We start from the raw sequence: 19,194 nt of genomic DNA on the forward strand, positions 1-19,194 counted from the left end.
GTGTCCTGCCGATTATTCTGCAAAGTGAATCCACGGCCGCGCAGTGCGGTCGGATGCCTGGAATGCGCGGATCGCCTCGTCGCGCCGCAGCGTCAGCGAAATCTCATCTAAGCCTTCGAGCAGGCCCGCGCGCCGGCGCGGATCGATCTCGAAGCTGTGCCGGACACCCGATGGCGAGGTGACCGTCTGCTCCTCAAGATCGACACCGAGACGTCCCGCGCCCTGGCTCGCTTCGATCTCCGCGGCGAGGCTGTCGATGGTCGTCTTATCCAGCACCACCGGCAGGATGCCGTTCTGGAAACAGTTGGCGAAGAAGATGTCGCCGAAGCCGGATCCAATGAGGGCGCGGATGCCCATCTCCTGCAGCGCCCACACGGCCGCCTCGCGCGACGAACCGCAACCGAAATTGGGCCCGGTCACCAGGATTTGCGCCGCGCGGTAAGGCTCGCGGTTGAGGATGAACGCGGGATTGTCCGAACCGTCGGGCTGATAGCGCAGCGACCCGAACGCCCATTTGCCGAGACTGCCGCGGACGGAATTTCCGATCATGCGGTTGATGCTGATGATGACATCCGTATCGACATTCGTGCGCATGATCGGCGCGGCGATCGCGGACAGCTTGGTGAAGGGTTGCGGCATCTAGCGCTCCATCGTCCGGACGTCGGCGATGGCGCCTGACACCGCTGCGGCGACGGCCATCGCCGGGCTTGCCAGATGGGTACGGGCGCGCGGCCCTTGCCGACCGATGAAATTGCGGTTCGACGTCGATACCGAGCGCTGGCCGGGCGGCACGGTCTCGCCGTTGGCAGCAAGGCACATCGAGCATCCGGGCTCGCGCCATTCGAAACCCGCCTCGGTGAAGATCCTGTCGAGCCCTTCGGCCACGGCATCGCGCTTGACGGTCTCCGAACCCGGCACGACCCAGGCCCGCACGCCCGGCGCGACCTTCCGGCCGCGCGCGACCTCGGCTGCGGCGCGCAGATCGCTGAGACGGCTGTTGGTGCAGGAGCCGATGAAGACCCAGTCCACCGGCGTGCCGGCAATCGGCGCCCCCGGCTTCAGACCCATGTAGTCGAGCGCGATCTCGATCGCACCGCGGCGGGCCGGATCGGCGATGTCCTGGGGGTCCGGGATGCGGCCATCGACGCCGAGGACATGCTCCGGACTGGTGCCCCAGGTGATCTGCGGGATGATGGTTCCGACGTCGATGGTGACCTCGCGATCGAACACGGCGTCGCTGTCGCTTCGTAGCGTCCGCCACGCCGCGACCGCCCGCGCCCACATCTCACCCTTCGGCGCATAGGGACGGCCGCGGATGTAATCGAACGTTTTGTCATCAGGCGCGATCAGTCCCATTTTGGCGCCGAGCTCGACCGACAGATTGCAGATGGTGAGCCGCCCTTCGATCGGCATGTCCCTGATCGCACTGCCGGCATATTCGACGGCATAGCCGGTGCCGCCGGCGGCGCCGACATGGCCGATCAAGGTGAGGATGAGATCCTTCGCCGTGACGCCGAACGGCACCTTGCCGTCGAAATTGACACGCATGGTTTTCGGCCGACGCTGGATGATGGTCTGGGTCGCCAGCACATGCGCGAGCTCGCTGGAGCCGATACCGAAGGCGAGCGCGCCGAGCCCGCCATGGGTGCAGGTATGGCTGTCACCGCAGACGATCAGGCAGCCGGGCAGGCTGAGACCGAGCTCCGGCCCGATGACATGGACAATGCCCTGCCCCGGCTGGTCGAGGTCGAACAGCTGGATGCCGCTGGCGGAAGTCTCGGTCCGCAACGCCGCCAGCAGCTCCCATCCGGTCTTGATCGTGCCGGCCCGCCCGGACGCCGTCGAAATCGCATGATCGGGCGTTGCGAAGGTCAGCTCGGGATTGTGGACCGGGATGTTGCGGTTCTTGAGGTCGATCAGGCCGCGCGAGCCGCCGAGGTCATGCAGCAAATGCCGATCGACATGAAGGAGATCGGTGTCATCACTGACCTGCGCGATGACATGCTGGTCCCAGATTTTGGCCAGCAGCGTACGACCGTGCATATCCACGATCCGTCCTCCCATGTTCCGGCATCTGACGTGCCGTATGGCTGCCGATCATGCCGACCGACAACGATGTTGAGACGAACGATAGAAGAGCGTTCCGCAAATGTGCAGTGACGGTTGGGCAGGGGTGCCATCGCGGCCGGCGATGGCTGGCCGTCTGCGCCGGCGATGTCAGCCCCGACTGCGGACGACCGTCAGCCTGTCGGAGGCACTGCTCACGGTGACACGCGTCTCGTCCTCGGCCCGCAAATGGTCCACCAGCAGTTTCGTGACCGGCGGCAGCGACTTGTAATCACGCACGCCCATCACAAGCTCGCGGCGCGCCCAAGACTCGTCGAGCGGGATGGTGACGAGACTGTCGACGCCGTAGCGGCCGCGAACGATCTCGAGCGGCACGATGCCGACTCCCATCCTGGCATCGATGACGCGGAACAACGCATCGAAACTGCTGACGCGGATGCGCACCTTGAGATGCTGCCCGAGCGCCGCGGCCGCCCTGACGCACAGCGTTTCGATCGAGCTGCCCTTCTCCAGGCTGACGAAGTCGAAATCCACCAGTTCGCGGAAGCGAACGCTGCTGCGGCCGGCCAGCGGATGATCGCGCGTGACCAGCGCGACCAGATTGTCGCTGCGATACGACAGCAGCTCCAGGTCCTGACCGTCGATGTTGCCGCCGAAAATGCCGATGTCGGCGCGGTTCTCCATCACCGCACGCACGATCGCGGGGCTGAGGTCCTCCTCGATGTCGATGTGGACCAGCGGATGCTGCTCGAGGAACAGGCTGAGTTCATCCGCCAGCGCTTCGAGGATCGCGGACTTGTTGGCACAGACCCTGATTAGACCGCGTTTGCCCTGCCGATATCCCGTCAACTCACTCTCGAGGCTGCTGAGATTTCCCAGGATGATGCGAGCATGTTCGAGCAGGGCGAATCCGGCCGGCGTCGGCTCGATCCCCTTGGAATGGCGATGCAACAGCTCGACCTGGAAACGATCCTCGATATCGGAGATGCGTCGGCTGACCGCGGACGCGGCAATGTTCTTCTTCTCCGCCGCCTTCGCAATACTCTGCTCCTCGACGATCGCCACGAACAGCTGCAGCGTCAGGAGATCGATTTTAGCCGTCATCCGCCAGACCCTCGACACAAGCGTCGCAATGGCCAGTCTAGCCCTCAAATTTGCAGGAGGAAGTAAGCGGCGCGACTTATTTCGCACGCCTGTGCGCTACCGAGAACCCTTCTCGATGCGCACGCTCTCAGTGGCGACATTTAGCTCGCAGAAGCTCCGGTGCTGAAGCTCGAAGCAAGAACAAAGCTGTAAACGGCGTTGCTTCTTCCGCCTGATCAAACCACCAAGTGCTTGACTTATATGGTGGGCGCACCAGGGCTCGAACCTGGGACCCGCTGATTAAGAGTCAGCTGCTCTACCAACTGAGCTATGCGCCCGAAAGGCGGTCAATGCCTTGCGAGGCCGGTCGTTTAGCAAAGCGATCCGGGTCTGGCAAGCGATGTGACGCATGTTTTCCAAGGTTCTTCCACAGCCCCTGAAATGCGAAAAGCCGCCGGATTCCAGCGGCTTCTCCAGGGCTGATATCCGGGGAATCCCGGTGCGCTCAAAGACGCCCTTCCCGATCAGGGCCACTATCGCGGTCACCGCCGCGGAAGTGGTCCATGCCATGCTCCATCATGCGGTCCATGCCGTGCTCTCTGAAGTGGCGGCGCGGGCCATCCTCACCGCCGCCGAACGGGCCGCGGTGACGGGTCAGCAGGGCCAGACGGCGCTTCTGGCCGTCGTCGAGGGTCTTGTAGAGCGGATCGGCGGCGTCGGCGATCTTCTTCAGGGCCGCGGAGGTTGCGCCCATGTCGTCGGCACGCTGGCGCAGGCGGGCGACCGGATCGTCCGGCCTGTCGGCGTCCTTGTTCGCGTCGCCGGGACCTGCGTTCATCCGCGCATTGGCGCGGTCGATCCGCAGCTTGGCGAGGTCGCGCACCGCGGCCTCGACCTGCGGCCACAGCTTCTCCTGATCGGCATTGAGCTTCAGCCCGGCATGGACCGCGGCGATCCGCGCGTCGACGAAGGCAGCGCGGTCTTCGGGGTTCATGCGGGTGTGGCGGAAGTGCTCCATCCACGGGTGATGATAATGGGCGTAGACCGCGCCCGAGCCGGCGATGCTGAGCACGGCGATGGCGGCGATGGTGAACTTCCTCATAAGAACCTCCTCTGGAAGGATGTCCTGAAGATGGGCGCCCCCAAGCCGGGGCGCAACTTACAACTTGGACAGAGAGAGCGCTCTAACCAAGATGTAACGCCGCTGAACGTCTGTTCAGGTGTATCCGGAAATCATTCGCAACAAAAAAGAGCTTCCGTGCAGGCCGCACGGAAGCTCTTCATTCAGATCGGGTTCAGCCTAGTTCGTCGTGCTCTTGGCTTCCTTCTGGAATTCGTCGATCAGTGGCTGGCCGACGCGGCTCGCCGCGTCCTTGTAGACCGGCTCCATCGCCTTGCGCATCGCTGCGTCCTGCTCCGGCGTGAGCTTGATGATCTCGCTCTTGCCGCTCTTCTTGATCTCGGCGAGCGCGTCGTCGTTCTCCTTCTGCGACTGCGCGTTGTTGAAGTCGGTCGCTTCCTTCATCGCCTTCGAGAGCTCGTCGCGGATGTCGGCCGGCAGACCGTCCCAGAACTTCTTGTTCACGATCACGACGTAGCCGATGTAACCGTGATTGGTCTCGGTGATGTACTTCTGCACCTCGTGCATCTTCTGGGTATAGATGTTCGACCAGGTGTTCTCCTGTCCGTCGACCACGCCGGTCTGGAGCGCCTGATAGACTTCCGAGAACGCCATCACCTGCGGCAGCGAGCCGAGCGCCTTGAACTGCGCCTGCAGCACGCGCGAGGACTGGATGCGGAACTTGACGCCCTGGTAGTCCGCCGGCGTGATGAGCTTCTTGTTGGCGCTCATCTGCTTGAAGCCGTTGTCCCAATAGGCAAGGCCGGTGATGCCCTTCGGCTCGAGCAGCTTGAGCAGCCGCGCGCCGAGCGGACCTTCCGTCACCTTCCGCAGTGTCTTCAGGTCGGGAAGGATGTAGGGCAGATCGAACACCTCGAACTCGCGGATGCCGAGCGGGCCGAATTTCGAGTTGGACGGCGCCAGCATCTGCACGCTGCCGAGCTGCAGCGCCTCGAGCTCTTCCTTGTCCTTGTACAGCGTCGAGTTCGGATAGACCTCGATCTTGACCTTGCCGCCGGTGTACTTCTCGGCGAGTTCCTTGAATTTCTCGGACGCCTTGCCCTTCGGCGTGTCAGTCGCGACGACGTGGCTGAATTTGATGATGATCGGGTCGGCGCTGGCGGGGCCGGCAAGGCCCAAAGCCAGTGCCGCGACGGATGCCGCGATCGCGAAGGTGCGCATAATCTCTCCCTGTTGTTTTTGGGCCGCCCAGCGCGTGGACGGCCGTTCCTCATGCCGGGCCTTCAATACAGGCCGGCGCCGACGCGTGCTATTGGCTGTTCGCAGGGCAGGTATCTCTTTGGCTGTCATTCCGGGTTCGGCTCTCTTTCGAGCCGCCCCGGAATGACAAGCTTCGCTTGTCAGCTCGCCGCCGCGGTCGTCACGGTGTCGCGCTGACGCTTCATGACGATCTTGTTGAGCGCACCGAGATAGGCTTTTGCGGACGCGACCAGCGTATCCGGATCCGCCGCCCGCGCCGTCATCGAGCGGCCGTCATGCGACAGCCGCACCGACACTTCCGCCTGCGCGTCGGTGCCTTCGGTGACGGCGTGAACCTGGTACAGTTCGAGCTTGGCCTCGTGCGGCACCAGGCGCTTGATGCAGTTGAACACCGCATCGACCGGACCGTTGCCCTCGGCTTCCTCGATCCTGATCTGGCCATCGACGTCGAGCTTCATGGTCGCGCGCTGCGGACCATGGGTGCCGGCGATCACGGTCAGCGAGGTCAGCTTGATGCGATCGTGCGAGGCCGCCATTTCTTCATCGACCAGCGCCTCGATGTCCTCGTCGTAGATGTCCTTCTTGCGGTCGGCGAGCGCCTTCATCCGCGTGAACGCATCTTCCAGCTGGTTCGGACCGAGCTTGTAGCCCATCTCCTCCAGCTTGTGCACGAAGGCATGACGGCCGGAATGCTTGCCGAGCACCAGCGAGGACTGCTTCAGGCCGACCATCTCGGGCCGCATGATCTCGTAGGTCGAGGCGTCCTTCAGCACGCCGTCCTGGTGAATGCCGCTCTCATGCGCGAAGGCGTTCCGGCCGACGATGGCCTTGTTGTACTGCACCGGGAACGAGGTCGCCGCCGACACCACTTTCGAGGCGCGGGTCAGCTGCGTGGTGTCGATCTTGTTCCAGTAGGGGAATTTGTCGTTGCGCACGTTGATCGCCATCACGATCTCTTCGAGCGCAGCGTTGCCGGCGCGCTCGCCGATGCCGTTGACGGTGCACTCGACCTGACGCGCACCGCCGACGACGCCGGCCAGCGAGTTCGCCACGGCCATGCCGAGGTCGTTATGGCAGTGCACGGAGAACACCGCCTTGTCGGAGTTCGGCACGCGCTCGATCAGCGTCTTCATGAAGTGGGTGTATTCCTCCGGCACCGTGTAGCCGACGGTGTCGGGGATATTCACCGTGGTCGCACCGGCCTTGATGACGGCCTCGACGATGCGGCACAGATAGTCCATCTCGCTGCGGGTACCGTCCTCTGCCGACCATTCGACGTCGTCGATCTGGTTGCGGGCGCGGGCGACCATGGCGACGGAAGTCTCCAACACCTCCTCCGGCGTCTTGTTCAACTTCACCCGCATGTGCAGCGGCGAGGTCGCGATCACGGTGTGGACGCGGCCGCGTTTGGCAAACTTCACCGCTTCGGCGCAGCGGTCGATGTCGGCGGGATGGGCACGCGACAGGCCGGCGATGACGGCGTTCTTGGAGCGGCGGGCGATCTCGCTGACCGCTTCGAAGTCACCCTGCGAGGTGATCGGGAAGCCGGCCTCGATGACGTCGACGCCCATATCGTCCAGCAACTCGGCGACCTCGAGCTTTTCCTCGAAGGTCATGGTGGCGCCGGGGCACTGCTCGCCGTCGCGCAAGGTGGTGTCGAAAATGATGACGCGGTCCTTGTCGGACTTGTTCGCGGGGGCCATTGCAAATTTCCTTTTGAGCTTTTGCGCCGTCAGTCTGCTGGGCGCTTGAGGTGTCCGGTGATCTCGACCAACCCCTGAGCGCCCAGGCGCGTGGCGCCCAGCCGGCCCTCAGGGGCAAGTAAGAAGAAGGCCGCCAATAAGGAGGGTGGGCAGCAGCGCAGCCGGGATCGTGGCGGCGGCCAGAGCCACCTCCCCCGAAATCCCATCAATTTGGCCGCGAATCAGCATTGCCAGACCCTTTGAGCCCCAAATCCTCGGTCAAAACCGTTGACGGTTGGTTGCCGGGAGGCTCAGTGCGTCGTTTCTAGACGAGAAATGGCAGCAACTGCAACGCCAAAAGATGGTCAGCATAGGTGACCTACCATGGACCCAAAGGAGAGCGAGATGCAGCCGCCTTCTCGGCATCGTCCCGACGAAAGCCAAGACCCGCGGTCCGTCGATTTGATGCCCGTCCCAGCCGACCGGTCTTTGGCAAATCGGCATTCGCCTGGACCAGAATGGACGTCATATGCCGTAAATCCGAATTTCGGCGAAGCGAAATAATTTGACGTAGAGGAATTGACCCAGCGCTGGCGTGTTTTGCCCGTCAGGCAACGCAAGCAATGATGGCGGTTGAATTCTGCATGATGCGCAGCGACGCCGCTTACCCCGCCCGACGGAGGCGGGCCCTGTTCTCCCAGCGATCCAGCATCTGGCCGAGCTCGCTGGTGGCCGGCACCGGCGCCGTCATTTGATTGACGACAGTCACCTCGTTGGTGTTGGCAGGCGGCTGCGCGTTGAGCCAGTCCGGCTGCACGTAGCCGCGCCAGCGGCGGGCCTTCGCACGGCGTTGGCGGGACATCAGATCGCGCAGGACATAACCCGACGCAAACGCAATCGCGAGCAAGATGATCAGTACAGCGACACCCACAACAAACTCCGGCCTTTCGCCCCTGATCGTTTTGCGAAGCATCACACGCGAGGTCAAGGCTTGACATGAACGAAGCAGGCTTCGGCGGACTCCGCGGACAAACGAATTGTCGCGTTGCCAACAAGCGGCCGCAATGCAGCCGTCTTTCAGCCCACGCGCGACAGCTTATCGCGCAGAGGATGCGTACCTAACTCTCGCAACCGACAGCGGTCCGGACTAGTCTTCCGCTGCTCGGCCGGATCAACCGGCCAGCCGAAAAAACCGGGAGGACGCGAATGACACGCCAACAGCAGCGTGAGGATGTTGCGCTTTCACGCCGGACGCTGGTGCAGGGCCTTGCGCTCGGCGCCGCTGCCACGATGGCCGGAACGGGCACCGCGCTGGCCCAGACCGGACCTGCCGCCCCGCCAACGACGATCACCACACCGCCGCGCGACTTCGGTCCGCACGGCGCACCGACCACCTATTTCTGGGACCCCGATGTGATCGCGGTCGATCCCACCTTCAACGATCTGGCGCAACCCAACACCGCGATCAAGCGGCTCTTCACCGGCGTGCTCTGGGCCGAAGGCCCGGCGTGGAGCGCGCAAGGCCGCTATCTGTTGTGGAGCGACATTCCCAACAACAGGCAGATGCGCTGGAGCGAGGACGACGGCCGCGTCAGTGTGTTCCGCACGCCTTCCAACAACTCCAACGGCAACTCGTTCGACTTCCAGGGCCGCCAGCTCTCCTGCGAGCACCTGACGCGGCGGGTGACGCGCTACGAGCATGACGGCACCGCCACCGTGCTGTGCGACAATTTCAATGGCAAGAAGCTGAACTCGCCGAACGACGTCGTCGCCCATCCCGACGGCAGCTATTGGTTCACCGATCCGCCCTATGGCGGTCAGCTCTATGAGGGCGAACCCGACTCGGGTGGCAAGCTCAATCCCAGAATCGGGCAGCCGGCCGACTTCATGCCGAAGAAGCGTGAGCTGCCGACCAATTGCTATCGCATCGATCCCAGCGGCCGCGTCGATCTCGTCGTCAGCGAGGAGCAGGTGCCGGATCCCAATGGCCTCTGCTTCTCGCCCGATTTCGAGAAACTCTATGTCGTCTCGACCGGCAAGGGACCGGGCGACACCGGTCCCGGCGGCAAGGGTGAGATTTTTGTGTTCGATGTCGGCAGCGACAACAAGCTGTCAAATCAGAAGAACTTCTCCGATTGCGTGATCGACGGCGTCAAGTGCGGGCCGGACGGCGTGCGCTGCGACGTCAACGGCAACGTCTGGGCCTCCAGCAATGCCGGCCGCGCCGTTGGTTATAACGGCGTGACGGTGTGGTCGCCGGAAGGCAAATTGCTCGGCCGCATCCGCCTGCCCGAGGTCTGCGGCAACGTCTGCTTCGGTGGACCCAAGCGCAACCGCCTGTTCATGGCCGCGAGCCAATCGCTCTACGCGGTCTTCACGGCGACGCAAGGTGCAGCGCCGGGCTAAAGCAGCTCGTGAGCTGAATTGCGACGAGGCGCCGGCGTGCCCCGCCGGCGCCTCGATGTTTGGACAACCGCACCGATGCGCGAACATCGAGGCAAGAGAGGTGACTCCCGAACAAGGCCCGTGATAATTGAGCCATGGCAGACAAAATTCGCGTCGTTGTTCTCTATGGCGGCAGGTCCGGTGAGCACGAGGTCTCGCTGAAATCAGCCGCCTCGGTGCTCAGGCATCTTGACCGAGCGCGCTTCGAGGTGATCCCGGTTTCGATCGACAAGACCGGCCGGTGGCAGTGGAACGATCTTGCCGGGATCGATCCGGCACAGGTGTCTTTACCGATCCTGCCCGATGCGCCCGAGATACGGCTCGCCAGAGGCGCGGATGGACGCGGCGTTCTCATGCCGATTTCCGAAGGCGCGGGCGGGCCTGTCGCAATCGACGTTATCTTTCCCGTCATGCACGGCCCCCTGTGCGAGGACGGCACCGTGCAGGGCCTGCTGGAACTGGCCGACGTCGCCTATGTCGGGTCTGGCGTTCTCGCCTCCGCGGTCAGCATGGACAAGGACGTCGCCAAGCGGCTCGCTGAATTCGCCGGCGTCCCGGTCGCGCCCTATCGCGTGCTCACGCGCAAGGCCTTCGCCGCAGACCGCGCCTCCGCTCTCGCCAGGGCGGCCGAGGGTCTCAATCTCCCGGTGTTCGTCAAGCCGTGCAACATGGGCTCCAGTGTCGGCATCCACAAGGTGAAGACATGGGAGGCGCTCGGCCCGGCGCTCGACGATGCGTTTCGCTACGATCTCAAGGTGCTGGTCGAACAGGGCATCGACGCCCGCGAGATCGAGGTCGCCGTGCTCGAGGGCGAGACGTTGTTTGCCAGCGTCGCCAGCGAGCTCAATCCCAACGCCCATCACGAATTCTATTCCTACGAGGCCAAATATCTCGATCCTGATGGCGCACGCGTCGATCTTCCGGCCAAATTGGATGCGACCCAGATGGCGCGCGTGCGCGCGCTCGCGGTGCGGGTGTTCGCAGCCCTCGAATGCAGCGACCTCGCGCGCGTCGATTTCTTCCTCGATCGGCAATCCGGCGAGTTCTGCTTCAACGAGATCAACACCCTGCCCGGCTTCACGTCGATCAGCATGTATCCGAAGATGATGGAAGCCTCCGGCGTACCGTATGGAGAGCTGCTGACGCGGCTCGTCCATCTGGCGCTGGCCCGCTACCAGCAGCGTCATGCCCTGGAACGCGGCTACTCGAGCTAGATTGTCTCCGCAACGATAAGCTCTGAAGGACAAGCCATGCGCGTTGTAATCTGCGGCGGCGGCGTGATCGGGGCCTGTACCGCTTACTTCCTGCGCCGGCTTGGCGTCGATGTCGTCATCATCGAGCGAACCGACGTTGCGGCCGCGGCCTCCGGCAAGGCCGGCGGCTTCCTGGCACGCGACTGGTGCGCGGCCACACCGCTCGATGCATTGGCGCGGCGCAGTTTTGCACTTCACGCGCAATTGCCCAGGGAGATCGCGGGCGATTGGGGCCACCGTCCGATGAGCGCCTATAGCGGCTATGTCGCTCCCGATGGCGATCCGCGCCGGAATACGCCGTCCGCACGCGACTGGCTCAGTGACGGCGTCGTCATCACGCAACGCATCGGCACGACCGGGACGACCGCGATCGTTCATCCGCAAAAGTTCACGTCGGCGATGATGAACGCAGCAATCGCGCAAGGCGCCGAGCTTCGCCTTGGCCGCGTCACCGGCATCGTCCGCGATGCGGACGGGACGCGCGCGAAGGGCGTCGAGATTGAGGGCGGCATCATCGAGGCTGATGCCGTCGTGATCGCGATGGGGCCATGGTCGTTGCTCGCGGCGCAATGGATGAGCCTGCCCGCTGTCTATGGCCAGCGCAGCCCGAGCATCGTCTACGATATCGGCCCCAACGTGCCGGCCGACGCGTTGTTCCTGGAGTGCGAAACCGACGGCAGCGCGGTCTCGATCGAGGTGTTTCCACGCGCTGACGGCAGCACGCATGTCACTGCCCTCTCGGATATCGCGCCGCTTCCGCTCGACCCGGCAGCGGTCACGCCGGAGCGTGACGCGATCACGCGCCTGCAAGCCATGTCCGAACGGCTGTCGCCGCTGTTCCGCCCGGAAAAGATCATCGCGCAACAGGCCTGCTTCCGTCCCGTGACCGAAGACGGCCTGCCGTTGATCGGTGCGGTGCCGCAGAGCGAGGCGCTCTATGTCGCGACCGGACATAATGTATGGGGCATCCTGAATGCGCCGGCGACCGGCGAGGCCATGGCGCAGCTGATCGCAGAAGGCGGAACGCGCGACGTGAACCTCGCTCCATTCGGCCCGGGCCGGCTTGAGCCGCTCGATCCGTCGCTGCTGCAAGCGCGCTGAGCCTGCTCGATGGCAGCCGGGCACCTGCGATACACTCGCATGCCCGCCGACGAAATCTGCATGCCTGAGTGCGGAATACCCGTTCGCCAGCCGGATATTTGCGCAGCTAGACTTTAGTCCCCAACGTACAATCCTGAATACAGTTTTACTTGCCGAGGATTCTCTCGCCGCTATAGTCCGCCCCCAATAGCTCAAAGAAGCTTGGTTCAAGGGAGAGAACAACATGGATAAAGCACTCACTAGTGCATTGCGAAGTGCGTTTGGTGCGGCCGCGGCGGGCGCATTATTGGCAGCCTCAAGCCCGGCCTTTGCGGCCGATCCGATCAAGATCGGCGTCATTGCCGAAGCGCAGGCGATTGCCGGCGCATCGATCCCGCAGGCCGCGCAACTCGCTGCCGACGAGATCAACGCCAAAGGCGGCGTCGACGGCCGCAAGATCGAGATCATCGGCTACGACAATCACTCCTCCTCGGCAGATTCAGTGCGTGCCTTCCAGCGCGCGGTGAACGAGGACAAGGTCAACATGGTCATTGCCAGCTACATCAGCGAAGTGGTGCTGGCGCTGGAGCCGTGGGCGGCGCGCCTGAAGACGCCGTTCGTCACGCCGGGTGCGGCCTCGAACGAGATCAGCAAGAGCGTCCACGCCGACTACGAGAAGAACAAATACACCTTCCACGGCTATCTGACCTCGGCGGCACTGGCGCTATCGGTCTGCGACGGCGCCAAGGATCTCCTCGTCGACAAGCTGCATATGAAGACGGCCGTCATCATGAGCGAGGACGCCGCCTGGACCAAGCCGCTCGACGTCGGCTACGAGGAGTGCCTGGCCAAGATCGGGCTGAAGGTGCTCGACCACATCCGCTTCTCGCCTGATACCACTGACTTCACCCCGATCTTCAACAAGATCGAAGGCTCGAAGCCCGACGTGATCATCACCGGTATCTCCCATGTCGGCGTGCAGCCGACGGTGCAGTGGAAGAACCAGCAGGTGCCGATCCCGATGTTCGGGATCTCGTCGCAGGCCACCAACGAGACCTTCGCCAAGGACACCAACCAGGCGGCCGAAGGCGTGCTCTACCAGGGCGTCTCCGGTCCCGGCGTCGCGGTGACGCCGAAGTCGGTGCCGTTCGCGGAAAACTTCAAGAAGAAGTACGGCAATTATCCGTCCTATGCCGGCTACACCGCCTATGACGAGGTCTATTACATCGCCGATGCGGTGAAGCGGGCCGGCTCGACCGATGCCGACAAGCTGGTCGATGCGCTGGAAAAGACCGACTGGGAAGGCACGATCGGCCGCGTCCAGTTCTACGGCAAGGACGATCCGTTCACGCACTCGATCAAGTACGGCAAGGGCCTGATCACCGGGCTGATGCTGCAATGGCAGGACGGCAAGCAGAGCGCGGTCTGGCCCAAGGACGTCGCCAAGGTCGACATCAAGTTCCCGAGCTTCATCAAGCTCAGCAACTAGGACAGGAAATGCTCCCGGGACCACCTCCCGGGAGCTTCCACTTGCGGCGCTCCGCAGCAACTTCCCTCAAAGCGGCAGCTGACTGCCACGCGGCCATCAATCAATGCGAGCTTTCCAGATTCTGATCGATGGCTTTGCCATCAGCGCTCTCTACGCACTCGGCGCCACCGGTTTCACGTTGATCTTCGGCGTCTCCGGCGTGCTCAATCTCTCCCACGGTGCCATCATGGTGGCGGCGGCGGTGGCGGCCTGGGCCGCGGCCAGCATCCTCGGCGTCGGTACCTATGCCGGTGCGCTGATCGGGGTCGGCGTTGCCCTGCTCACGGCGTTCGCCACTTACTTTGCGGTGGTGAAGCCCATTCAGGACTCCCGGCGCATCCCGAATGAGGAGAAGGAGATCTTCGTCCTCACGGGCACGCTGCTCTGGGGCATCATGATCCAGGAGCTGATCGCCTATTTCTTCACCAACAACGCCAAGACGGTGCTGCCGATCGTCGAGGGCGTGGTGGAGATCCTCGGCGTTCGCACGCCGAGAAACGAGATCTTCACCGCGATCGTGTGCTGCCTCGTGATCGGACTGCTGTGGCTGCTGGTGAACCGCACCCGCACCGGCAAGGCGGTGCTGGCGGCCTCGATGAACCCGCGCGGCGTCACCCTGCTCGGACTCGAGCTCACCAACATCTACATCGTGGTATGGGCGATCTACGGCATTCTGGCCGGCATTGCCGGCGTGCTGCTCGGCATGTTCCTCGGCGTCAGCTCCTACAGCGTGGGACCGCTGACCGCGAGCGCGTTCTCGATCGTGGTGCTCGGCGGCCTCGGCAGCGTCTCCGGCTCGCTGATCGCCGCTTTCGTGGTCGGCTATCTCGAAACGCTGACGGCCTATCTGGTCTCGCCGGCCTACCGCACCATTCCGGCGCTGCTGCTGCTCGTGTTCGTGATGTACATCCGGCCCCAGGGCCTTCTGGGGAGGCGCTGAGATGGCGAGCTTCTTTACCTCGCGCCTGTTCTTCGTCTCGCTGGCGCTCGTCGTCATCGCAGCCACGCTGCCGCTCTATGTCTCCGGCTATGTGCTCGGGCTTCTCACCGTCGCGTTCTATTTCGGCGTGTTCGCGATGGCCTGGGACTTGCTGTTCGGCTTCGCCGGCGAAGTCAATTTCGGCCCGACCTTCCTGATCGGTGTCGGCGCCTATACCGCCGGCATTCTCAATGCCCAGTTCGGCTGGTCGGTCTATCTCTGCATCGTGCTGGGCGCGCTCGCCTCCGTCGTCGCCGGCCTGGTGCTGGCGCTGCCGGCACTACGCGTGCGCGGGCCGTATTTCGGCCTGACCACGCTGGTCGCGGTCCTGATGCTGCAGAATTTCGTCGTCGTGTTCGCCGATCTCACCGGCGGCGAGATCGGCCTCACCATCCCCGACGTCATCACCATCAATGCCGGAGCGAACTACTGGATCGCGCTCGGTTTCATGACGATCTCGGCGGCGATCCTCTACGGCCTGTCGCAATCGCCTGTTGGTCTCGTGCTGCAAGCAAGCGGCCAGGATCCGGTGCAGGCCGGCGCGCTCGGCTTCAACATCGTCAAGCACAAGCTCGCCGCCTTCATCGTCAGCGCGTTCTTCTCGGGGCTATCAGGCGCGCTGCTGGTGTTCTATTTCGGCACCGCCTCGGTCGGCACCGTCGTCGACGTCGCGGTCGGCGTCAACGTGATCGTCTCGGCCGTGCTCGGTGGCCGGCGCACCGTGCTCGGCGCAGCGCTCGGCGCGATCTTCCTGATCGTCGCCGGCGAATTCCTGCGCCCGACCGGCGAGCTTGCGACCTTCATCGTCTCGGCGGTGGCTCTCCTCGTCGTTCTGTTCTTCCCCGGCGGCTTCCTCGGAGCGGCCCTCTCGCGCGAGGCTCGCTCGTAATGGATCAGAAGCTTTCAAATCGGCCCGTGCTCGAAGTGCGCGGCCTGACCAAACGCTTCGGTGGATTGACGGCGGTGAAGAACCTCGGCTTCGAGGTCAACAGCGGCGAGATCTTTGGCCTGATCGGGCCCAACGGCTCGGGCAAATCCACCGCGATGAAGAGCGTGATGGGCATCGAGCGCCCGACCGCAGGCGACGTGATCTTCGAGGGCGAGAATGTCGCCGGCCTGCCCGCGCACAAGATTGCGCGCAAGGGCTTTGGCATGGTGTTCCAGCACTCGCGGCCCCTGAACCGGCAGACGGTGCTCGAGAACATCATGGTGGCGCTGTTGCCGGACAGCCTGTTCATGCTGTTTCCGGACAAGGCGCTGGTCGAGCGCGCGAAATGGATCGCCGACCGCGTCGGCCTGGGCTCCGTGATGAACCGCCGCCCGCCGACGCTGCCCTTCGCCGATTTGCGAAGGCTCGAGCTCGCAAAAGCCATCGCGCGCGATCCCAAGGTGGTGCTGGTCGACGAGCCCTTCGCCGGCCTGACCCGCGCCGAGGTCGACGTGTTCTCCGACCTGATCCGCAGCTTCCGCGACGAAGGCCGCGCGGTGATGCTTGTCGACCACAACGTCAAGAGCGTCGCGGCACTGGTCGACCGCGTGCTGGCGATGTATCTCGGCGAAGAGATCGTCACCGGCAAGGCCGAGGACGTGATGAAGAACGAGACCGTGCGGCGGGTCTATCTCGGCGGCGCGCTCGAGACCCATGCGCGGCCCGAGACCAGCTTCAAGGACAAGGTGCCGCTGCTCCAGGTCGAGAATGTCAGCGTCCATTACGGCAAGGCGCAGGCGCTTGAGAACGTCTCGATCCACATCCACGAGGGCGAGTTCGTCTCGATCGTCGGCCTCAACGGCGCCGGCAAGACCACGCTGTTCAACACCATCTCCGGCTTCTTGCCCTATAGCGGCGAGATCATCCGCGGCGGCGAAAAGCTGCGCGGCACCAGCCCGGCCAAGATCGCGCGCAGCGGCCTCGTCCAATGCCCGGAATCGCGCGAGCTGTTCGGCGAGATGAGTGTGCGGGAGAACCTCGATCTCGGCGGACAACATCTCGATGACGACAAGCGCGCCGCGCAGCTCGCCTGGCTGTTCGAGCTGTTCCCGATCCTGAAAGAACGCCAGGGTCAGCTGGCACAGACGCTCTCCGGCGGCGAGCAGCAGATGCTCGCGATCGGTCGCGCGCTGATGATGCAGCCCCAGATCCTGATCCTTGACGAGCCGACGCTCGGGCTTGCCCCCGTCATCCTAGAGCTGTTGTCCAAGGCGCTGGAGAGGATGCGGCAGACCACGTCGATCACGGTGTTGCTCGGCGAGCAGAACGTGACCTTCGCGCTGCCGCACGCCGACCGCGTCTATGTGCTGGAGCACGCAAGAATCGTCTGGGAGGGCGATCCCGGCCGCTTCGCCGCGGAAGCCGGCGCCGATTTTCTCTAAGTCGCGCATCAACAACAGAAAAACGAAAGGGAAACGACCATGCGATCATCGACGGTTCTGGGCTCTGCCCTCCTCACCTCCGCGCTGGCGTTGTGCCTCGCCGCCCCTGCCTACGCGCAGTCGAACGATCCGATCAAGATCGGCGTCATCGCCGAGGTGCAGTCGATCGCGGGTGCAGCGACGCCCGGCGGCGCGCAGATCGCCGCAGACGAGATCAACGCCAAGGGCGGCATCCTCGGCCGCAAGATCGAGATCGTCACCTATGACAACAAGAGCTCCTCGGCTGACTCGGTGCGCGCGTTCCAGCGCGCCGTGAGCGAGGACAAGGTCTCCGCGGTGATCGCGAGCTACATTTCCGAGGTCGTGCTGGCGCTCGAGCCGTGGGCTGCGCGGCTGAAGATGCCGCTGATCACCCCCGGCGCCGCTTCGAACGAGATCACCAAGGCGATCCACAATGACTACGAGAAGAACAAGTACACTTTCCACGGCTATCTGACGTCAGCCTCGCAAGCGCAACTCGTCTGCGACGCCGCCAAGGACCTGCTCGTCGACAAGATGCACATGAAGACCGTCGCGATCATGAGCGAGGACGCCGCCTGGACCAAGCCGCTCGACGTCGGCTACGAGGCCTGCCTGCCCAAGGCGGGCTTGAAGGTCGTCGAGCATGTGCGCTTCTCGCCCGATACCACCGACTTCACGCCGATCTTCAACAACATGGAAGCCAAGAAGCCTGACGTGATCGTCACCGGCATCTCGCATGTCGGCGTGCAGCCGACGGTGCAGTGGAAGAACCAGCAGGTGCCGATCCCGATGTTCGGCATCAGCGCGCAGGCGCTGAGCCCGACCTTCTGGAAGGACACCAATGGCGCTGCCGACGGCGTGCCGTCGCTGGCGGTTGCGACGCCTGACGTTGCGGTTACGTCGAAGACAAAACCGTTCGCGGCGGCCTTCAAGGCCAAGTTCGGCACGCCGCCCGCCTATACCGGCTACACCGCCTATGACGAGGTCTACATCATCACCGACGCGATCAAGCGCGCCGGCTCGACCGATCCGGACAAGATGGTCGCGGAGATGGAGAAGACCGACTTCGAGGGCACGATCGGCCAGATCAAGTTCTACGGCAAGGACGACGAGTTCACCCACGGCATCAAGTCCGGCCCCGGCGCGGTCACCGGCCTCGTCTTCCAGTGGCAGGACCAGAAGCAGGTCGTGGTCTGGCCGGAAAAGATCGCGGAAGGCAAGCTGAAGTTTCCGAACTTCGTGAAGCTGTCGCAGTAAATATTGGAAGGGCGGCTCCGCAAACGCGCAATGCCCGGGCATGGCCCGGGCATTGTCGTTCTTGCGTACGCGCTTGACGCACCCTTGGAGTGAAGCACCTTGCAAATTCGGCAGGGTCGATCACAGTAAGGCCGCACGCAGGCAGCCTAAGAATCTGCGGCTCATCAAGGAGGACGCATGCTCCCCTATGTCGCCCACGACCCCCGCTTCGATCGACTGGTCTTCGGCCATGTCAATCTCGAGAAGCTCACCAATGGCGATTGTCGCTGGGCCGAGGGCCCCGCCTACTTTCCAGCCGGGCGCTACCTGATCTGGTCCGACATTCCGAACAACCGGATGATGCGGTTCGACGAGACCGACGGATCGGTGTCGGTATTCCGCTCGCCGAGCTTCAACTCCAACGGCAACACCACCGATCGCCAGGGCCGGCTGGTCAGTTGCGAGCATTTCATGCGGCGCGTCACCCGGACCGAGCACGATGGCTCGACCACCGTGCTGGCAGATGCGTTCGAGGGCCACCGGCTGAATTCGCCCAACGACGTCGTGGTCAAATCGGACAATTCGATCTGGTTCTCCGATCCGACCTACGGCATCGACAGCGATTATGAAGGGCAGCAAAGCCCGTCCGAGATCGGCGCCTCCAACGTCTACAGGATCGACGGCAGCTCCGGTGCCATCACGCGCGTGGTGTCCGACCGGGTGCAGCCGAACGGGTTGGCCTTCTCGCCGGACGAGAGCCGGCTCTATGTCGCCGACACCGGTGCGACGCATGTCCGCGGGTTGCCGCCGACGATCTGGTCCTATGACGTTCGGGGACAGACGGTCGGGGAAGCCTCATTGTTCTCGACCTGCCCGGACGGGCTCTATGACGGCTTCCGTGTCGACCTCCATGGCAACATCTGGACGTCGGCGGGCCGCAGCGTGTTCTGCTACGCGCCGGACGGCGCCCATATCGGCACGATTCCGATCGGCGAGATCGTCGCCAATGTCTGTTTCGGCGGCCCGCGCCGCAACCGCCTCTACATTTGCGGCCAGACGTCGCTGTACTCGATCTATCTCAACACGCGGGCGGCGGTTTAAAACAGCGG

16 protein-coding genes and 1 tRNA gene are annotated in these 19,194 nt (G+C 63.7%); 9 read left to right on the forward strand and 8 right to left on the reverse strand.

The window, feature by feature from the left end:
- Positions 1 to 12: 12 nt before the first annotated feature.
- From leuD to JQ631_RS21620, 8 genes are all read right to left on the reverse strand, one after another.
- A complete protein-coding gene (gene leuD, locus JQ631_RS21585; RefSeq protein ID WP_212328950.1) occupies positions 13 to 639 on the reverse strand; it encodes a 3-isopropylmalate dehydratase small subunit in 627 nt (208 codons plus the stop codon).
- Entirely contained in the window at positions 640 to 2,043 is a 1,404-nt protein-coding gene (gene leuC, locus JQ631_RS21590) for a 3-isopropylmalate dehydratase large subunit (RefSeq protein WP_212331501.1), read from the reverse strand. It lies immediately after the preceding gene.
- Positions 2,044 to 2,217: 174 nt separating this feature from the next.
- A complete protein-coding gene (locus tag JQ631_RS21595; protein ID WP_212328951.1) occupies positions 2,218 to 3,171 on the reverse strand; it encodes a LysR family transcriptional regulator in 954 nt (317 codons plus the stop codon).
- 241 nt (positions 3,172 to 3,412) lie between these two features.
- Positions 3,413 to 3,488: transfer RNA gene (locus tag JQ631_RS21600), tRNA-Lys, on the reverse strand.
- Positions 3,489 to 3,655: 167 nt separating this feature from the next.
- Positions 3,656 to 4,252, reverse strand: a complete 597-nt coding sequence (locus JQ631_RS21605) for a Spy/CpxP family protein refolding chaperone (protein WP_212328953.1) — start codon at positions 4,250 to 4,252, stop codon at positions 3,656 to 3,658.
- Positions 4,253 to 4,450: 198 nt separating this feature from the next.
- Positions 4,451 to 5,452 carry a TRAP transporter substrate-binding protein gene (locus tag JQ631_RS21610; RefSeq protein ID WP_212328955.1) on the reverse strand — a complete coding sequence of 334 codons (1,002 nt, stop codon included), beginning with the start codon at positions 5,450 to 5,452 and terminating at the stop codon, positions 4,451 to 4,453.
- A gap of 179 nt (positions 5,453 to 5,631) precedes the next feature.
- Complete coding sequence (locus tag JQ631_RS21615; RefSeq protein WP_212328956.1) at positions 5,632 to 7,194, reverse strand: 2-isopropylmalate synthase; 1,563 nt, start codon at positions 7,192 to 7,194, stop codon at positions 5,632 to 5,634.
- Positions 7,195 to 7,837: 643 nt separating this feature from the next.
- Complete coding sequence (locus JQ631_RS21620) at positions 7,838 to 8,146, reverse strand: hypothetical protein (RefSeq protein WP_212328958.1); 309 nt, start codon at positions 8,144 to 8,146, stop codon at positions 7,838 to 7,840.
- A gap of 233 nt (positions 8,147 to 8,379) precedes the next feature.
- Between JQ631_RS21620 and JQ631_RS21625 the strand changes: the two genes are divergently transcribed.
- From JQ631_RS21625 to JQ631_RS21665, 9 genes are all read left to right on the forward strand, one after another.
- The gene (locus JQ631_RS21625) at positions 8,380 to 9,579 is read left to right on the forward strand and encodes an SMP-30/gluconolactonase/LRE family protein (protein ID WP_212328960.1); all 1,200 of its coding nucleotides are present in this window, start codon (positions 8,380 to 8,382) and stop codon (positions 9,577 to 9,579) included.
- 134 nt (positions 9,580 to 9,713) lie between these two features.
- Positions 9,714 to 10,832 (forward strand): D-alanine--D-alanine ligase family protein, encoded by a 1,119-nt coding sequence (locus JQ631_RS21630; RefSeq protein WP_212328962.1) that lies wholly within the window; start codon positions 9,714 to 9,716, stop codon positions 10,830 to 10,832.
- Between the two features lie 36 nt (positions 10,833 to 10,868).
- Positions 10,869 to 11,972, forward strand: coding sequence for an NAD(P)/FAD-dependent oxidoreductase (locus JQ631_RS21635; protein WP_212328964.1), 1,104 nt, complete (start codon positions 10,869 to 10,871; stop codon positions 11,970 to 11,972).
- 223 nt (positions 11,973 to 12,195) lie between these two features.
- The gene (locus JQ631_RS21640; protein ID WP_212328966.1) at positions 12,196 to 13,440 is read left to right on the forward strand and encodes an ABC transporter substrate-binding protein; all 1,245 of its coding nucleotides are present in this window, start codon (positions 12,196 to 12,198) and stop codon (positions 13,438 to 13,440) included.
- A gap of 103 nt (positions 13,441 to 13,543) precedes the next feature.
- A complete protein-coding gene (locus JQ631_RS21645) occupies positions 13,544 to 14,419 on the forward strand; it encodes a branched-chain amino acid ABC transporter permease (RefSeq protein WP_212328968.1) in 876 nt (291 codons plus the stop codon).
- Between the two features lies 1 nt (position 14,420).
- The gene (locus JQ631_RS21650) at positions 14,421 to 15,347 is read left to right on the forward strand and encodes a branched-chain amino acid ABC transporter permease (RefSeq protein ID WP_212328970.1); all 927 of its coding nucleotides are present in this window, start codon (positions 14,421 to 14,423) and stop codon (positions 15,345 to 15,347) included.
- Positions 15,347 to 16,828, forward strand: a complete 1,482-nt coding sequence (locus JQ631_RS21655; protein ID WP_212328972.1) for an ATP-binding cassette domain-containing protein — start codon at positions 15,347 to 15,349, stop codon at positions 16,826 to 16,828. Before JQ631_RS21650 ends, JQ631_RS21655 begins: the two co-directional genes overlap by 1 nt.
- A 39-nt stretch (positions 16,829 to 16,867) precedes the next feature.
- A complete protein-coding gene (locus JQ631_RS21660; protein ID WP_212328975.1) occupies positions 16,868 to 18,106 on the forward strand; it encodes an ABC transporter substrate-binding protein in 1,239 nt (412 codons plus the stop codon).
- Positions 18,107 to 18,283: 177 nt separating this feature from the next.
- Positions 18,284 to 19,186 carry an SMP-30/gluconolactonase/LRE family protein gene (locus JQ631_RS21665; RefSeq protein WP_212328977.1) on the forward strand — a complete coding sequence of 301 codons (903 nt, stop codon included), beginning with the start codon at positions 18,284 to 18,286 and terminating at the stop codon, positions 19,184 to 19,186.
- Positions 19,187 to 19,194 lie beyond the last annotated feature (8 nt).

Source organism: Bradyrhizobium manausense (genome assembly GCF_018131105.1).
Lineage (GTDB): Bacteria > Pseudomonadota > Alphaproteobacteria > Rhizobiales > Xanthobacteraceae > Bradyrhizobium > Bradyrhizobium manausense_B.

Excerpts from the sequence above, each read along its gene's own strand:
- leuD (WP_212328950.1), bottom strand. The coding sequence starts at position 639 with ATGCCGCAACCCTTCACCAAGCTGTCCGCGATCGCCGCGCCGATCATG.
- leuC (WP_212331501.1), bottom strand. The coding sequence starts at position 2,043 with ATGCACGGTCGTACGCTGCTGGCCAAAATCTGGGACCAGCATGTCATC.
- JQ631_RS21595 (WP_212328951.1), bottom strand. The coding sequence starts at position 3,171 with ATGACGGCTAAAATCGATCTCCTGACGCTGCAGCTGTTCGTGGCGATC.
- JQ631_RS21605 (WP_212328953.1), bottom strand. The coding sequence starts at position 4,252 with ATGAGGAAGTTCACCATCGCCGCCATCGCCGTGCTCAGCATCGCCGGC.
- JQ631_RS21610 (WP_212328955.1), bottom strand. The coding sequence starts at position 5,452 with ATGCGCACCTTCGCGATCGCGGCATCCGTCGCGGCACTGGCTTTGGGC.
- JQ631_RS21615 (WP_212328956.1), bottom strand. The coding sequence starts at position 7,194 with ATGGCCCCCGCGAACAAGTCCGACAAGGACCGCGTCATCATTTTCGAC.
- JQ631_RS21620 (WP_212328958.1), bottom strand. The coding sequence starts at position 8,146 with ATGCTTCGCAAAACGATCAGGGGCGAAAGGCCGGAGTTTGTTGTGGGT.
- JQ631_RS21625 (WP_212328960.1), top strand. The coding sequence starts at position 8,380 with ATGACACGCCAACAGCAGCGTGAGGATGTTGCGCTTTCACGCCGGACG.
- JQ631_RS21630 (WP_212328962.1), top strand. The coding sequence starts at position 9,714 with ATGGCAGACAAAATTCGCGTCGTTGTTCTCTATGGCGGCAGGTCCGGT.
- JQ631_RS21635 (WP_212328964.1), top strand. The coding sequence starts at position 10,869 with ATGCGCGTTGTAATCTGCGGCGGCGGCGTGATCGGGGCCTGTACCGCT.
- JQ631_RS21640 (WP_212328966.1), top strand. The coding sequence starts at position 12,196 with ATGGATAAAGCACTCACTAGTGCATTGCGAAGTGCGTTTGGTGCGGCC.
- JQ631_RS21645 (WP_212328968.1), top strand. The coding sequence starts at position 13,544 with ATGCGAGCTTTCCAGATTCTGATCGATGGCTTTGCCATCAGCGCTCTC.
- JQ631_RS21650 (WP_212328970.1), top strand. The coding sequence starts at position 14,421 with ATGGCGAGCTTCTTTACCTCGCGCCTGTTCTTCGTCTCGCTGGCGCTC.
- JQ631_RS21655 (WP_212328972.1), top strand. The coding sequence starts at position 15,347 with ATGGATCAGAAGCTTTCAAATCGGCCCGTGCTCGAAGTGCGCGGCCTG.
- JQ631_RS21660 (WP_212328975.1), top strand. The coding sequence starts at position 16,868 with ATGCGATCATCGACGGTTCTGGGCTCTGCCCTCCTCACCTCCGCGCTG.
- JQ631_RS21665 (WP_212328977.1), top strand. The coding sequence starts at position 18,284 with ATGCTCCCCTATGTCGCCCACGACCCCCGCTTCGATCGACTGGTCTTC.